Below are 15,903 nucleotides of genomic sequence, written 5' to 3'. Positions count from 1 at the left end.
ACCCCGCGCTTTAGACCCTGGCTAGAAAGCCCAAAGTTTCAAACCCAGCTCCTACCTGAGGATTTGTCATGCCTGAAAACAACACGCCCTTCCCGTCCGCCTCACTCCTTGGTTACCCCCGTATCGGCCGCCGCCGCGAGCTCAAGAAGGCCGTCGAGACCTACTGGGCCGGCAAGATCGACGCTGCCGCCCTGGACGCCGCCGCCAAGGACATCCAGCTGACCATCGCCACGCGCTTGCAGGAACTTGGCCTGACCGAAGCCGCCGCCGTGCCCGGCACCTTCTCCTACTACGACCAGGTCCTGGACACCACCGCGCACCTCGGCGCCGTGCCGGCCCGTTTCGGCAACCTCCTCAACGCTGAGGGACAGCTGGACATCGACGGCTACTTCACGCTGGCCCGCGGCAGCAAGGAACAGCAGCCGCTGGAAATGACCAAGTGGTTCGACACCAACTACCACTACCTGGTGCCGGAAATCGGTCCGGAAACCGAGTTCACCCTCGCCTCCACCGCCAAGGTTGACGAGTTTGCCTTCGCCCTGGCCAACGGCATCGAAACCCGCCCGTACCTCGTTGGCCCGGTCACCTACCTGCTGCTCTCCAAGGCCTCCGACGACGCCCCGGCCGGCTTCAACCCGCTGTCCCGCCTCGGGGACATCCTGCCCGTCTACGTGCAGCTGCTCGAGAAGCTGGCAGCAGCCGGGGCCGGCTGGGTCCAGCTGGACGAACCCGCCCTGGTGGTCGACCAGGACACCCCGGCCGGTGACATCGAAGCAGCCGTGGCCCGCGCCTACGACGTCCTGACCGCAGCAGCCAACCGCCCGCAGATCCTCGTGTCCACCCCGTACGGCTCGCTCGACGGCCAGCTCGCCACCCTCGCAGCCACCAACATCGAGGCCCTTCACATCGACGTCTTCAAGGGCGCCGTTCCCTCCGCCGCCGCCCTGGCGGGCCTGGGCAACAAAACCCTGGTTGCCGGCGTCGTGGACGGCCACAACATCTGGCGCAACGACCTCGCAGCCTCCGCTGCGAAGCTGGACGCACTGAAGGAAGCCTCCGGCACGCTCGCCGTCTCCACGTCCACCTCCACCCAGCACGTCCCGCACGACGTCGCGGAGGAAACCCAACTGTCCGAGCAGCTCCGCAGCTGGCTCGCGTTCTCCGACCAGAAGGCCGTGGAGGTCAAGACCCTCGCCGCTTACCTGTCCAACCCCGCCTCCGCCAAAGCAGCCATCGACGATGCATCGGCAGTGATCGCTTCCCGCGCCACCGCCGAAGGCGTCCGACGTTCAGACGTCCGGGCACGCACCCAGGCACTGACCGCCGCGGACTTCAACCGCTCCGAGTACTCAGTCCGCGAAGCCGCCCAGGAAGAGTCGCTGCACCTGCCGCCGCTGCCCACCACCACCATCGGCTCCTTCCCGCAGACATCGGAGATCCGTTCGGCCCGCGCCCGCAACAACAAGGGCGATCTCACTGATGAGCAGTACGAGAAGCTCATGAAGGACGAGATCAAGCGCGTTGTGGACCTGCAGGAAGAGCTGGGCTACGACGTCCTGGTGCACGGCGAGCCCGAGCGCAACGACATGGTGCAGTACTTCGCCGAGAACCTCGAAGGCTTCGACGTCACCGTCCACGGCTGGGTCCAGTCTTACGGTTCGCGCTGCACCCGTCCGTCCATCCTGTGGGGCGACGTGACCCGAAGCGCCCCCATCACGGTGAAGTGGGCCGAGTACGCGCAGTCCCTGACCAGCAAGCCGATGAAGGGCATGCTCACCGGTCCGGTCACCATCCTGGCGTGGTCCTTCGTCCGCGACGACCAGCCGCTGGGCGAGACGGCCAACCAGGTCGGCCTGGCCCTGCGCGACGAGATCGCCGACCTCGAAGCCGCCGGCATCAAGGTCATCCAGGTGGACGAGCCTGCCCTGCGCGAGCTCCTTCCGCTGCGCAAGGCAGACCACGCCGAGTACCTGAAGTGGTCCGTGGATTCCTTCCGCCTGGCTACCGCCGGCGCGGCCGACGCCACCCAGATCCACACCCACCTCTGCTACTCCGAGTTCGGCGTGATCATCGACGCGATCGACGGGCTGGACGCGGATGTGACCTCCATTGAGGCCGCCCGGTCCCGCATGGAGGTTGTGCACGACCTTGAGTCCCACGGCTTCGGCCGCGGCGTTGGTCCTGGTGTCTACGACATCCACTCGCCGCGCGTTCCGGGCACCGAGGAAGTGACTGAGCTGCTCAGCACCGCCGTGAAGCACGTTCCGTCCCGCCAGCTCTGGGTCAACCCGGACTGCGGCCTGAAGACCCGCGGCTACGTTGAGACCGAGGAATCCCTGCGGAACCTGGTCGAGGCCACCAAGACGGTCCGCGCCGGACTGCTGGAAGCGGCGAAGTAAAACAACAGCAAGGGTTTCGACAGGCTCAACCACCGGTGGTTGAGCCTGGCGAAACCAAGAACGGTGGTTGAGCGTCTGCTAAAGCACCGACGTCGTCGGCCGGTCACCCCAGGTGACCGGCCGGCCTCGTCTCCTTCATCCTCCAGGCACTGACCGCAAGCCAGATCGTCCAGATCACGGTGGCGATGATACCGATCAGGGTGGGCAGCGAATTGGCGGCGGCGAAACCCATTTCACCGATGATCCAGCCCTGCGCCAGATATGCCAGCCCGGACAGCGCCATCAGCCAGCCTATGACCCGGGAGACCCGCTGAACCATGGCCACGGCGGCGCCCAGGAGAATCAGTGCGATGCCCAGGAGGAAGCTCTGGTAGCTGCGCATTCCCCATTCAAGCCAGCGGATCCCCTCGGCTGTGGCGAAACGTGCCGCCTTGTCGGGCTCCGCAGCGGCAGCCCACGAATCCACCGCCTGTTTAAGGGCAACGCCGTCAACTGCCTGCAGCCCGCCGTAAAGTGACAGCGCGAGGGCAGCAGCAAGAGCCCCGATGCCGGCAGACCACGCCCGCCCACCACGCCGCACGTCCAGGGCGGACCAGAGACTTACGAGTCCGGCGCAGACCAGTGCCATGCCAAAAAACTGCCCCAGATGGACCGCAGTCCAGGCATCACTGTTGGCATAGGCAGTGAACGAGGCGGGATGGTCGTTCGCGTCGTGTGACTCGGCGTGCAGCAGCCCGGCCAGGATCGACACCAGCACACCCGCAAGGAGCAGGGACCCGGCAAGGCGCCAGACGCCGGCTTTGGTTTCGCCCATGGACCACCATCCCGGGTTTTAGGACTCCCAGACGATCTCGTCATCCACGACGCCGTCCTCGTCCGCCGAGGCCACCAGGACTTCATCGGTGAAGTGCTCGCCCAGGGTGAAGTCCATCACAAAGTAGCGTTCGGGTTGGCCGGGGTAGATGCCCACGTGGCCGAGCTTCAGTGCTTTGAGGAACACTTCCTTGGTGAGCTGGCTCCGTTCCTGGACACCAAAAACCTTGTGCAGGTGCTCATCCTTGAGCGCGTTGCAGTGGAAATGGAGGTATTCCTGCGGGCTGGTGCCTTCCTGGTCCAGCTCCTCCGCGATCATGTCCCGCACCTCGTCCACCAGTTCGGGCAAGAACCGGAGGCGGTAATCCACCTTGCGCAGTGCCGCCTCGTCGAAGTGGTCGTGGGCGGTGATGTTCAGGTCGATCTCCAGCGGATGGCCCCGCAGCTCATGTTTGGCAGCGATGTTGTGATCGCTGCCGTGATTGAGCTCGATCTCGCCAAAGTGCTGGCTCGCTACCTTGTTCATAGTTTCAACATAGACCCGAACAGCGGTGCATTCCAGCGTTCGGGCCTAATTCACCGCCTTGGGCATCCCGGCAAAGGTCTCGGCCAGTAAGTCGACAAACAGCTGTACCCTGGCGGTTTTCCTGTCGTTGATCAGCAGCGCGAAAACGTTGCGGGCCAGCCGGATCTCCGGGACGTCCAGCACCACCACGCCGGCAGGTTTGTTGCGCAGCGCGAGCTCGGGGACCAGCGCCGCGCCCAGCCCGGCAGCAGCCATCTCCAGGCTCGCGTGGAAGTCATCGCTGTGGGCCACAACCCGGGGGTGCAGGTTACAGCCGGCGAAGAGCCGTTCGATCACCATGGCGTCGGCTGTGCCGGGGTGGTGCATGATCCAGGGCATCTCGGACAGGTGGTCGGCGGCCACTTTCGCATCGGCGCGGAAGCCCCAGCCGGCAGGCAGCACCACCCGGAAGTCGTCGTCGCCGATCCATTGCCTGTTGATCGTGTTGGGCCAGGCGAAGCCGGTCTGGCCCACCTGGAAAACCACTGCCAGGTCCAGGTCGCCTCCGGTGCGCAGCCCCTGGATGGTCTGGCCGGGCTCAGCGACTGAGACTTTCAGGTCGATGCCCAGGTTCTTCCACGTTGGATTCTTCAGGATCCGAGGCAGGACGAAGGTGGCCAGGCTGGGGAAGATTCCGAGGCGCAGTTCCTGGTGCGCCGAATCCTGGGTTTTGGAGGCGGCTGCCATGAGTGCCTCGATGTCCGTGAGCACCTTCGCGGCGTGCCGGGTCATCACGACGGCGGCTTCCGTGGGCACCACGCTGCGCGCCGAGCGCTGGAAGAGGACCACGCCCGTGTCCCGTTCCAGCGCCGACATCTGCTGTGAAACGGCGGAGGCGGTGTAGCCAAGCGTTGCCGCGGCGGCCGCGAACGAGCCCAGCCGCGTGACCTCCAGGAGGGTCTTCAGGTGTACCGGATTTACCACCAGCCCACAGTACTCTGCCGCCTCCTGCCGAAGAAGCTGAAGCCCGCACCCATCCGGCGGCCCGGGCGCTGCGAATTTCCCTCTGTATACCCATCACTGGCAAATGTTCAGCAGAGGAGCATCAATTGTCACCTGACCCAGCAGCAAGCGGAGGCGGACGACGGCGGGTGGCCGTCATCGGCAGCGGCGTCGCCGGCCTCATGGCCGCCTACGTCCTCAACCGCGAGGACGACGTGACCCTGTTCGAGGCGGATTCGCGGCTGGGCGGGCACGCCCACACCCACGACATGCCGCAACCGGACGGCTCGGTTCTCGGTGTTGACACCGGGTTCATCGTCCACAATGAGCGGACGTACCCCACGCTGTTGCGCCTGTTTGCCGAGCTGGGGGTGGAAACCCAGGACTCCGAAATGAGCATGTCAATCCGTTGCGACGGCTGCGGGCTGGAATACGCCGGTGCCCGTGGCGGTGCCCGGGGCATCATCGCCCGCCCGTCCAGCCTGCTGCGGGGCCGCTACCTGCTGATGCTGCTGGAGGTCACCCGCTTTTACCGCAAGGCCAGGGCGCTGCTGAACACGGCCCCGGTCGCCTCGGTCAGCCCGGATGAGGCAGTTCCCGAACTGACCCTGGGGCAGTTCCTTGAGCGTGAAAATTTCAGCCCCTACTTCGTTTCCCACTTTATGACCCCGGTGGTCAGCGCTGTCTGGTCCTGCGACCCCACCACCGCTTTGGCCTATCCGGCCCGCTATCTCTTCACGTTCCTTGGGCACCATGGGCTGCTGGGCGTCAAGGGTTCACCCCAGTGGCGCACGGTGACGGGCGGCTCGGCGCGGTATGTGGAGAAGCTGGCGGCCACCCTGCCGGATATCCGGCTCAACTCGCCCGTGTCCGCCGTCCGGCGGCACGCGCTGGGCATCGAAGTGGTGACGGGAGCCGGCGTCGAGGATTTCGAGGCCGTTGTCATCGCAACCCACCCGGCGCAGGCGCTCGGGTTCCTGGCCGACGCCACCCCGGATGAGAAGGAAGCGCTGGGCGGGATGCCGTATTCGGTGAACCACACGGTGTTCCACCGGGACCCTGCTGTCCTGCCGTCCGCCGGCAACGCCAGGGCATCCTGGAATTACCGGCTTCCGTCCTGCGAAGCCCGGCCGGACAAGGTCCTGGTCAGCTACGACCTGACCCGCCTGCAGCGGCTGACTCCAGTGGACGGCAAGCGGTACCTGGTGAGCCTGGGGGAGTCCGAACTCATCGCCGATGACGCCGTCCTGGAGCGGATGGTCTACGAGCACCCGCAGTACACTCCGGAATCGGTGCAGGCACAGCAGACAATCGCGGCACTCAGCGACAACCGCATTGCCTATGCCGGCGCCTACCTCGGCTGGGGTTTCCACGAGGATGGCGCATTGTCCGGCGTCCGGGCCGCTGAATCGCTGGGACGCTCCTGGCCTATTGCCCTGCCTGCTGATCCGTTTGAATCCCTGGACGGCGGGGAGCGGGAGCTTCTTCCCGCAGCGGAACCCGCATGAGCGCAGCGATCTACCGCACCTCGATCTCCCACGTGCGGCACACCCCCTTGAAGAACTCGTTCACCTACCGCAGCTACAGCTGGTTCGTGGACGTTGACAACCTTCCGCGGCTTCCGCTGCTGATGCGGCCTTTGGCCGTGTTCCGGTCCGGCGACCATCTGGGCGATCCGGACGCCACCATCCGCAGCAACGTGGAGCGGTACCTGCGTACACAGGGGATAGAGCCCGACGGCGGCCCTATCCACATGCTGACCAGCGCCAGGGTCTTCGGCTATGTTTTCAACCCGCTGACGCTCTTCTGGTGCTACCGCTCCAACGGAGAGCTTGAGTGCGTGGTCGCCGAAGTCCACAACACGTACGGTGAGCGGCATTGCTACCTGCTCAGGACAGACATCTCCGGGCGTGCCTCGGTGCCGAAGGCGTTCTACGTTTCACCGTTCAATGAGGTGGACGGGCAGTACCGGATGAAGCTGCCCGCGCCGGGGGAGCGGCTGGCCGTGTCCATCGTTCTGGTACGAGAAGGCCACCGGCCCTTCGTGGCCAGCGTGGACGGCAAACGACGGCCCGCCACCGTGCGGAACATCCTGGCGGCCGCGTTGACGGTCCCAGCCGCGCCGCTGTTGGTTTCCGCCCTCATCCGGGTACAGGGCATTACACTCTGGGCAAGACGCCTGCCCGTCGTCGCCAGACCACACCACCCCTCACAGGAGGCAGTTCAATGACAATGACGGACGACAACGAAACGGCTGCAGCTCCTCTCCGGGAAAAAGCCACGCAGCAGGCTGAACGCAACGCCGTGAAGCCGGCGCCTGACCAGGGCGCCGCGCAACTGGCCGGAACATGGAACCCAACGGGAGTGCCGCCGTCGCCCGCTTCCATCGACGCGGACCGGTGGCCGGGAGTGGCACAACCGCCGTGGGGAGCCAAGGCAGCCATCGCCGGGAAGGCCGCCGGGCTCCTTTTCAAGGGGGCAGTGAAGCGCCTGCCCCTGCGGGTGGAGTATCCGGATGGTGCTGTCCTGGGGACGGGCGGCCCGGACGCGCCGGTGATGGTGATGGTGCGGCCGGAGGCATTTGAAGCCCGGATTGGGGACAACGGCCTGATCGGGCTGGGGGAGTCCTTTATGGCCGGCGACTGGGAAGCCAGCGATCTGGCCGGCGTCCTCGAGGTGTTCGCCGCATCGGTGGACAGGCTGATTCCTGCCCCGCTGCAGAAACTCCGAACCCTGTACCTGCCGCGTACCCCGCGGCAGGAGCGTAACGCCGAACAGAACACACGGAGCAACATCTCCCGGCACTACGACCTCTCCAATGACCTGTTCTCCAACTTCCTCGACGCCACCATGAGCTACTCCTCAGCCCTGTTCCCGGCTGACGCCGGACCCTTGAGCTCGGTGGGGTGGGACGCCCTGGCGGAAGCACAACGGGCAAAAATCGACAGGCTGCTGGATAAAGCCGGCGTGGGTGAAGGCACCCGGCTGCTGGAAATCGGCACCGGCTGGGGCGAACTGGCACTGCGGGCAGCAGCGCGCGGCGCAACTGTCTACAGCGTCACCCTCTCCAGCGAGCAGCAGGCGCTCGCACAGGAGCGGATCGCGGCAGCCGGTTACGAGGACCGCGTGACGGTGGCCCTGCAGGACTACCGCGCGGTGGAAGGCGAGTACGACGCCGTGGTGTCCGTGGAGATGATCGAGGCCGTGGGCTACGAATACTGGCCGATCTACTTCCAGACCATCGACCGGGTCCTGGCGCCGGGCGGAAAGGTGGCCATCCAGGCGATCACCATGCCGCACGGCCGGATGCTGGCCACCCGGAACGCCTACACCTGGGTCCACAAGTACATCTTCCCCGGCGGCTTCCTGCCGTCCGTCCGGGCCATCGAGGGCGTGACCCAGCAGCACACCACCCTGCGCGTGCGGGAGCGGATGGGCATGGGGGACCACTACGCAGCCACCCTGCGGTTGTGGGAGGAGCGCTTCCTGGAGAGGTCCCGCGAGGTGGCGGAGCTCGGCTTCGATGCGGTGTTCCAGCGGATGTGGCTGTTCTACCTGTGCTACTCCCGGGCAGGCTTCCAGTCCGGCTACCTTGATGTGCAGCAGGTTGTGCTGGACCGCCGGGAGGTCCAGCTCTAGCAGCCCATGCCCACGGCAGCGTCCCGCACTTGGCCGCCGGCCGGCGTCGTGCGTTTGATCACCAGAAGGGGTTCCGAAGGTCACTTCGGAGCCCCTTTTTGGTGCCATCCGCACGCTGCCGGTACTCCCCGCGGAAGGTGCGACACGCCGTCTTTTCCACGACACGCTGGGCGTTAATTGTGGCTAAGTACTCCACAGGATGTGGATTCCGTGCGCAAAAACAGCGGGATTCCGGACATTTTGAAGGCCTCTGCCTGTGGATTAAAAGTGCATTAAATGACATACTTGTAATACATCATCTTGGGGTTCCAAAGAGGCGTCTGCACTAGATGTAGTATCTACATACAGCTTGGGCGGGAACACCGGACGAGCAAGTTTTCCAGAAAAGGGGACAGGAACCATGACCGTAACGGTTTACACAAAGCCTGCTTGTGTTCAGTGCAACGCCACCTACCGGGCTCTCGACAAGAAGGGCATCGCGTACCAGAGCGTTGACATCTCCCAGGACGCCGAAGCCCTCGAGCGCCTGAAGGCACTGGGTTACATGCAGGCCCCCGTTGTGGTCACGGACCAGGACCACTGGTCAGGCTTCCGTCCGGACAAGATCGAGGAACTGGCACTCTCCGCAGTTTCCTCCGTGGCCTAAGGGGCCACACTTTTTCCTGCCGGCAAACGTCAACCAGCTGAGGTGACTCCCATGGCAGCGCCAGCAGCAGCGCAATCGTACAAGGCACAGCACTTTCACGCGGCTCAGCGCGTGGATGCTGCGGATCCGGCTCCCGCGGTTGTCACCGGCAGCCAGCTCATCTACTTTTCCTCGGCATCCGAGAACACCAGCCGCTTCGTCTCGAAGCTTGGCCGTGAGGTGGCCCGGATTCCGCTGCTCCCGAAGGACGCACCCCTCCTTGCCACCCGGCCGTATGTGCTGGTGGTGCCAACCTATGGCGGCACCGGGGGAGAGGGATCGGTCCCAAAGCAGGTCATCCGCTTCCTGAACAACCCGCAGAACAGGCAACTGATCCGCGGTGTCATCGGGGCCGGCAACACAAACTTCGGGGACAACTACTGCATGGCGGGGGACATCATCGCCGCCAAGTGCGGAGTACCGCACCTCTACCGCTTCGAATTAATGGGCACGCCAGACGACGTGACCCGTGTAAACAATGGATTGGACACGTTTTGGACACGACTGTCGCAGACACAGAAGTAACCAGGGCCCAGAAGCCTGAGATGCCTGCCGCCTACAAGGGCCTGGGCTATCACGAGCTGAACGCGATGCTGAACCTGTATGGTCCCAGCGGCGAAATCCAGTTCGAGGCGGACCGCGAGGCCGCCCACCAGTACTTCCTGCAGCACGTGAACAACAACACCGTGTTCTTCCATGACCTGGAAGAGAAGCTCGAATACCTGGTCAAGAATGACTACTACGAGCGCGAAACCCTCGACCAGTACACGATGAACTTCATCCGTGACCTGTTCAACCGCGCCTACAAAAAGAAGTTCCGCTTCGAAACCTTCCTGGGCGCGTTCAAGTTCTACACGTCCTACACGCTGAAGACGTTTGACGGCAAGCGTTTCCTGGAGCGCTACGAGGACCGCGTGTGCATGGTTGCCCTGCACCTGGCCCGCGGCAATGAACAGCTCGCCTTGCAGATGGTGGACGAGATCATCGAGGGCCGCTTCCAGCCGGCCACCCCCACGTTCCTGAACGCGGGCAAGAAGCAGCGCGGCGAACTGGTGTCCTGCTTCCTGCTGCGCATCGAAGACAACATGGAGTCGATCGGCCGCTCCATCAACTCCGCACTGCAGCTGTCCAAGCGCGGCGGTGGCGTGGCATTCGCGCTGACCAACATCCGCGAAGTCGGCGCCCCGATCAAGCAGATCGAGAACCAGTCCTCCGGCGTGATCCCCGTGATGAAGCTCCTCGAAGACAGCTTCTCCTACGCCAACCAGCTCGGTGCCCGCCAGGGTGCCGGTGCCGTGTACCTGCACGCGCACCACCCGGACATTTACCGGTTCCTGGACACCAAGCGGGAGAACGCGGACGAGAAAATCCGTATCAAGACCCTCTCCCTTGGTGTGGTCATCCCGGACATCACGTTCGAGCTGGCGAAGAAGGACGAGGACATGTACCTGTTCTCGCCGTACGACGTCGAGCGCGTCTACGGCATGCCGTTCTCCGACGTCTCGGTCACCGAGAAGTACTACGAGATGGTGGACGACTCCCGGATCAAGAAGACCAAGATCAAGGCCCGCGAGTTCTTCCAGACCCTCGCTGAGATCCAGTTCGAGTCCGGCTACCCGTACATCATGTTCGAGGACACGGTGAACCGGGCCAACCCGATCGACGGCAAGATCATCATGTCCAACCTGTGCTCGGAGATCCTCCAGGTTTCCCAGCCCACCACGTACAACGATGACCTGTCCTACGCTGACACCGGCAAGGACATCTCCTGCAACCTGGGCTCGCTGAACATCGCCAAGACCATGGACTCGCCGGACTTCGGCCTGACCATCGAGACGGCCATCCGCTCGCTCTCGGCTGTCTCGGACATGTCCAACATCACCTCCGTGCCGTCCATCGCCAAGGGCAACGACCAGAGCCACGCCATCGGCCTGGGCCAGATGAACCTGCACGGCTACCTGGCCCGCGAGCGGGTCCACTACGGTTCCGAAGAGGGCCTGGACTTCACCAACATCTACTTCTACTCGGTGGTGTACCACGCCATCCGCGCCTCCAACCTGCTGTCCATCGAGACCGGCCAGACCTTCGGCGGCTTCGAAAAGTCCAAGTACGCCTCGGGTGAGTTCTTCGACAAGTACACGGAGCAGGAGTGGGTGCCGCAGACCGAGAAGGTCCGCGAGCTCTTCAAGGACGTGCACATCCCCACGCAGGAGGACTGGCGCGCGCTGAAGGCTTCGGTCATGGAGCACGGTATCTACAACCAGAACCTGCAGGCTGTCCCGCCCACCGGTTCGATCTCCTACATCAACAACTCCACCTCCTCGATCCACCCGGTGGCGTCCAAGATTGAGATCCGCAAGGAAGGCAAGATCGGCCGCGTCTACTACCCGGCGCCGTACCTGACCAACGACAACCTGGAGTACTACCAGGACGCGTACGAGATCGGCTACGAGAAGGTCATCGATACCTACGCCGCGGCCACGCAGCACGTGGACCAGGGCCTGTCCCTGACGCTGTTCTTCAAGGACACCGCCACCACCCGCGACATCAACAAGGCCCAGATCTACGCCTGGAAGAAGGGCATCAAGACCATCTACTACATCCGTCTCCGCCAGCTCGCGCTGGAAGGGACCGAAGTTGAGGGTTGCGTCAGCTGCATGCTGTAGTTGTAGATTCAACTAACTCGTGAAGTACGACGGCGGGCGCCCGCCCGCCGTCGTACGCTTTAACTTAGAGAAACCCACCCAACGTTTAGGGGATGACATGACCGAGAAGGTCAAGCTGCTGAGCCACGTCGAGGCCATTAACTGGAACCGCATCCAGGACGATAAGGACGTAGAGGTCTGGAACCGGCTCGTCAACAACTTCTGGCTGCCGGAGAAGGTGCCGCTGTCCAACGACGTCCAGTCGTGGAACACCCTGACGCCCGCTGAGCAGCAGCTCACCATGCGCGTGTTCACCGGACTGACCCTGCTGGACACCATCCAGGGCACCGTCGGTGCTGTCTCCCTGATCCCGGATGCGCTGACTCCGCACGAAGAAGCCGTGTACACCAACATCGCCTTCATGGAGTCCGTCCACGCCAAGAGCTACTCCTCCATTTTCTCCACGCTGGCCTCCACCAAGGAGATTGACGAGGCGTTCCGCTGGTCCACGGAGAACTCGAACCTTCAGAAGAAGGCCCAGATCGTCATGGACTACTACCAGGGCGACGATCCCCTGAAGCGGAAGGTGGCTTCCACGCTGCTGGAGAGCTTCCTGTTCTACTCGGGCTTCTACCTGCCCATGTACTGGTCCTCACGCGCCAAGCTCACGAACACCGCAGACCTGATCCGCCTGATCATCCGCGATGAGGCCGTGCACGGCTACTACATCGGCTACAAGTTCCAGAAGGGCCTGGAAGGTCTGTCCGAGGAACGCAAGCAGGAAATCAAGGACTACACCTTCGAGCTGCTGTTCGAGCTGTACGAAAACGAAGTCCAGTACACGCACGACCTTTACGACGGCGTCGGCCTGGCCGAGGACGTCAAGAAGTTCCTGCACTACAACGCCAACAAGGCCCTGATGAACCTTGGCTACGAGGCGATGTTCCCGTCCTCCGTTACCGACGTGAACCCGGCCATCCTGTCAGCGTTGTCCCCGAATGCTGACGAGAACCACGACTTCTTCTCGGGGTCCGGATCTTCCTACGTGATCGGCAAGGCAGTTAATACTGAAGACGAGGACTGGGACTTCTAAGTCACTGTGAGATCGGAAGTTAGTTGGCGGTTTGCGGAATAGTTGGCGATTCTGGGCTGGGCAAGTGGCGAGAAAGGTCTCGTTGGCGGTTACGAACTATGTGAAATGCGCGCAAGTTGACCCATGCTCCACCCAACTTGAACGCTGTTTTCGTCCTAGTCGACACAAGCGCCGTCTAGTTGCTGGAAGCTCTACCAACTAGGTGATGCTCGTTCCTTGAGGCTCTGCGGCCATTACTGTCCGTAATTGACAGGTACGAGTTACTGAACGGTGTACTGGTGTCCCGTCGGGACAAGGGCGATGTGCCAGTCGGGCGATTGTCGAAGCATCCGGCTAATCGCACATATTGACTGGCAAAAACAGCGGAAACGGCAGACAACCAGGAACAGCATTGACTGAGGTTGGGAGTTTCGATGACTGACTTTACGGCTACCACGACGATCTGTCTGGCGGTGTCGGCGGCGTTCTCCTAGGACTCCATCCCAAGCCAGAGCTCCATGCTCTAGTTGAACTTGGCCGCCTGCGGGGCAGCGTTCGTGTTGCAGAAGGTGTCCCCGTTCGCCTGGGCGGCCTCCGCCCGGGTGTCGCCCCACGGTGCGCTGAACACCAGGACAGGGGCCAGGTTGTGCCCCGCTGTCGCGGGGCAATGCTTGAGTGGGTGCCCTTCCCTTAGCTCGGGAAGGGGCGATTCCGCCCGCGGGCGGGATCGTCCCTTCGCATTTGCCGGTCACTTGGCGGACTTGAACGCGATGGAATCGAAGACGGCACGCGCCTCCGTCGTCAGCTCCGGGTTGATGGGTGGGTGGAAGGCCACCCACGCCTCTCTCGTCACCTCCGGTTTGATGGCTGGGTGGTATTGGGCCACCCAGATCACAGCGCGCCGGCCGTTCAGGTCGACCACCCGGTAGGTTTCGCGTTCATTCTGAGTCGAGTACCAGCGTGTGCATTCGTTTGAGAATTCTGAGTGGATGCAGAACTTGTCGCGGTCGCAGGCTGTAATGTCCACGTCGCCCTCGACGAAGTGGTCGAACTCGAAGCCTGAGTAATCGCCCACCACGACCTTGACGGGAGGGGTGCTGGCCGTTGCGGACTGCGCCGTCATCGCCTCGACGAAGGCCTCGGCCGACGGATCGAGCTTGACGAGCGCGTCCTGCCAAGCGCATGCGTCCGTCGGCACGTAGTCGGCGAGCCACCAACCCACGAAGACCGCCCCTTCATCCGGGTGATCCGGGTCGCCCATCTTGCCTAGGCCTTCGCCGCCGCCAGACCAGCCGCCTGGGACGGTGATCTCGAAAGGCTCCGTGAAGCTGGTGACAAGGTACGTGCCGGCGTCGATGTCGCAACTGCCAGGGCCGATGTCGCCGCTGCAGGGCAGCGGTGCGACCGTGCCAGCCTCAGTAGTTGATGCTGCGGAGGGCGCCTCCGTAGTTGGTGCATGGGAGGAGGTCCCCTCCGTAGTCTGTTCGGGGGAGGGCGCCTCGTAGGTGCACGCTGTTAGGCTGACGGGCCCGAGTAGTCCAAGCGACAAGATCCATGCCGAGGCTACAGCGCGGCGCAGCAGCACGGACCTGGCGGACATGGCGGACCTCCAACGGCGAGCTTTGTGATGGGCACGTTACGCCCAGCCGTCAACGGCCACAAGGGTGCCAGACGCTAAGACTATGAACCCGCTCTCAGGTGCAACGAAAATGGACCGGAATACCAGCCGCCGCTGAGCCCTTGACCGGCTCGCGCAACCGGGAGGGTAGCAATGGCTTTGCACCTACCACCGGCCTCCCCCTTTGGCTCAATCGCTAACGTAGTGCCGCGCGCAGCCGCTCCGAGAGGTCTTCGAGGGATTCGCGCCATTCAGGTTCGTCGGCGTCATCCCACAGCTCGGCCAGTTCGGATTCCTCCCCGGCCACCCGGCCAACTGCTTCCAATGCCAGCTCCACGTCCTCGGCGGTGAGCTCGGCCCCGTGCGCGGCCACCCAGTCGGCAACGTTTTCCGGAAGGTCGCCTGATGCGTAGCCCTGGCAGGCTGCGGTGATGTCGGCGGCCGCAACGGCAATGCTGCCCTCCGGGGCATCGACGTAGCCGTCATTCGCTTTGGTCAGCGCCCGACGGATGACGTCGGCACCTCCGGCTTCGAGTTCGTTCAGCCAGTCCAGCGCGTCGTCATTCTCAAACGGCAAATATCCCCATGCGCCCACTTGATTCCCCTTCCGGTTGCCCGAACTTGCTGGCACCAATATGGCAGACACTGCCGGGATTCTTGCGTACCCACACGGAGGCCGTGGTCCTATCCTGGCCGATTGTAGTCGTCGAGCAGCTGGAGCCCAGTATCGTCGGTTTCCTTGCCCGAATTGTGCGCTGGGCGTGATCTAGGTACAACTCTTACGTTGTCACGGGTTCTTTGCCGGAGGAGACTTGAGGCGACGGCACCCCATCTCGGGCCGCCCGCGGGGCCACCCGGCTGCGGGGCCTCACAGTACCCTGTAGCGGCTTGGCGGATCGATGAGCTCCATGACACCCCTCGAAAAGGCCGTTCAGCGGTCACGCCATCTCTTGCCCCTGATGGCTATCGCACTGATTGGACTTCTCGGCGGGTGCCAGTATGAGTCCGACGATGTCTCCCTCCCGTCCCCCAGTTCTCCGACGACGGAGGCTCGCACCGTCTCACCGCTGCCGGACGGCGGCGACACTCTTACGGTCCCACCGCTGCCGGAGAGCGGCGCCATCAGTGCCGGCACATACCTCGTCCCCGTCGCCCGCCACAAGGAGCCGTTCGAGATCACCGTCCCAGACGGCTGGTTTGCTCTCGATGGCCAAAGCCTGGGCAAGGACGACCCGGATCACCCGGCTGAATGGGCCGCCTATATAACTCTTACGACCGCGGACTATGTGTCGATGGACGCATGCACCTGTGAACTGCTCCCCGAAAGTTGGACTGATAAATTCAGTTCCGACTTCCGGGGAGCAGTTTTATGCGTCCATCTAGTTCATTGTCCGAGGAGCAGCGCGAGGCAGCTGTAGCGTGGTTTGAGAAGGGTATCGCGGACAAGGCCACAGCCAGCTTACTGGGCGTTGCCCGCTCGCCGGTAGATCGTCTTTATCGGCGGTGGAGGATCCATGGCCGGGGA

The 15,903-nt window shown here is 63.5% G+C and carries 14 protein-coding genes; 8 read left to right on the top strand and 6 right to left on the bottom strand.

Translation table 11 applies throughout. The annotated features are described in order from the left end of the window. Positions 1-68 precede the first annotated feature (68 nt). Positions 69-2,399 carry a 5-methyltetrahydropteroyltriglutamate--homocysteine S-methyltransferase gene (gene metE / locus FNL14_RS18645; RefSeq protein WP_142063064.1) on the top strand — a complete coding sequence of 777 codons (2,331 nt, stop codon included), beginning with the start codon at positions 69-71 and terminating at the stop codon, positions 2,397-2,399. 103 nt (positions 2,400-2,502) lie between these two features. Here metE and FNL14_RS18640 read toward each other — a convergent pair whose 3' ends face one another. Genes FNL14_RS18640 through FNL14_RS18630 form a run of 3 tightly spaced genes read right to left on the bottom strand, consistent with a single transcriptional unit; the run spans position 2,503 to position 4,701 of the window. Continuing rightward, positions 2,503-3,213 (bottom strand): DUF4386 family protein, encoded by a 711-nt coding sequence (locus FNL14_RS18640; protein ID WP_142063061.1) that lies wholly within the window; start codon positions 3,211-3,213, stop codon positions 2,503-2,505. Positions 3,214-3,231: 18 nt separating this feature from the next. Next, on the bottom strand, positions 3,232-3,738 hold the full coding sequence (locus FNL14_RS18635) for a DUF2004 domain-containing protein (protein WP_091419687.1): 507 nt from the start codon (positions 3,736-3,738) through the stop codon (positions 3,232-3,234). Between the two features lie 45 nt (positions 3,739-3,783). Beyond that, positions 3,784-4,701 carry a LysR family transcriptional regulator gene (locus tag FNL14_RS18630; RefSeq protein WP_091419689.1) on the bottom strand — a complete coding sequence of 306 codons (918 nt, stop codon included), beginning with the start codon at positions 4,699-4,701 and terminating at the stop codon, positions 3,784-3,786. 125 nt (positions 4,702-4,826) lie between these two features. On the opposite strand from FNL14_RS18630, the gene FNL14_RS18625 reads away from it, so the two are divergent. From FNL14_RS18625 to nrdF, 7 genes are all read left to right on the top strand, one after another. Next, positions 4,827-6,227: an NAD(P)/FAD-dependent oxidoreductase gene (locus tag FNL14_RS18625; protein WP_142063058.1), complete on the top strand. Its 1,401-nt coding sequence runs from the start codon at positions 4,827-4,829 to the stop codon at positions 6,225-6,227. Next, positions 6,224-6,949 (top strand): DUF1365 domain-containing protein, encoded by a 726-nt coding sequence (locus FNL14_RS18620; RefSeq protein ID WP_142063055.1) that lies wholly within the window; start codon positions 6,224-6,226, stop codon positions 6,947-6,949. The genes FNL14_RS18625 and FNL14_RS18620 overlap by 4 nt, the downstream gene beginning before the upstream one ends. Beyond that, complete coding sequence (locus FNL14_RS18615; protein WP_181762705.1) at positions 6,946-8,358, top strand: class I SAM-dependent methyltransferase; 1,413 nt, start codon at positions 6,946-6,948, stop codon at positions 8,356-8,358. Before FNL14_RS18620 ends, FNL14_RS18615 begins: the two co-directional genes overlap by 4 nt. Positions 8,359-8,758: 400 nt before the next feature. Continuing rightward, positions 8,759-9,004: a glutaredoxin-like protein NrdH gene (gene nrdH / locus FNL14_RS18610; protein ID WP_050054847.1), complete on the top strand. Its 246-nt coding sequence runs from the start codon at positions 8,759-8,761 to the stop codon at positions 9,002-9,004. A gap of 51 nt (positions 9,005-9,055) precedes the next feature. Then, entirely contained in the window at positions 9,056-9,568 is a 513-nt protein-coding gene (gene nrdI, locus FNL14_RS18605; protein WP_255470917.1) for a class Ib ribonucleoside-diphosphate reductase assembly flavoprotein NrdI, read from the top strand. A 20-nt stretch (positions 9,569-9,588) separates the two neighbouring features. Beyond that, the gene (nrdE, locus tag FNL14_RS18600) at positions 9,589-11,709 is read left to right on the top strand and encodes a class 1b ribonucleoside-diphosphate reductase subunit alpha (protein ID WP_142063052.1); all 2,121 of its coding nucleotides are present in this window, start codon (positions 9,589-9,591) and stop codon (positions 11,707-11,709) included. Positions 11,710-11,806: 97 nt separating this feature from the next. Next, positions 11,807-12,781 carry a class 1b ribonucleoside-diphosphate reductase subunit beta gene (gene nrdF / locus FNL14_RS18595; RefSeq protein ID WP_050054849.1) on the top strand — a complete coding sequence of 325 codons (975 nt, stop codon included), beginning with the start codon at positions 11,807-11,809 and terminating at the stop codon, positions 12,779-12,781. Positions 12,782-13,283: 502 nt separating this feature from the next. Here nrdF and FNL14_RS18590 read toward each other — a convergent pair. The 3 genes from FNL14_RS18590 to FNL14_RS18580 all read right to left on the bottom strand — a co-directional run bounded on the left by FNL14_RS18590 (position 13,284) and on the right by FNL14_RS18580 (position 14,973). Further along, a complete protein-coding gene (locus FNL14_RS18590; RefSeq protein ID WP_255470916.1) occupies positions 13,284-13,388 on the bottom strand; it encodes a DNA/RNA non-specific endonuclease in 105 nt (34 codons plus the stop codon). Between the two features lie 120 nt (positions 13,389-13,508). Next, complete coding sequence (locus FNL14_RS18585; protein ID WP_255470915.1) at positions 13,509-14,309, bottom strand: hypothetical protein; 801 nt, start codon at positions 14,307-14,309, stop codon at positions 13,509-13,511. Between the two features lie 265 nt (positions 14,310-14,574). Further along, a complete protein-coding gene (locus FNL14_RS18580; RefSeq protein WP_181762703.1) occupies positions 14,575-14,973 on the bottom strand; it encodes a DUF4259 domain-containing protein in 399 nt (132 codons plus the stop codon). Positions 14,974-15,903 lie beyond the last annotated feature (930 nt).

Origin of the sequence: Pseudarthrobacter sp. B4EP4b, from assembly GCF_006680095.1 — a bacterium.
Lineage (GTDB): Bacteria > Actinomycetota > Actinomycetes > Actinomycetales > Micrococcaceae > Arthrobacter.
The sequence above is the reverse complement of the archived record's forward strand: the minus strand, read 5'-3'. Positions and strand labels throughout refer to the sequence as shown.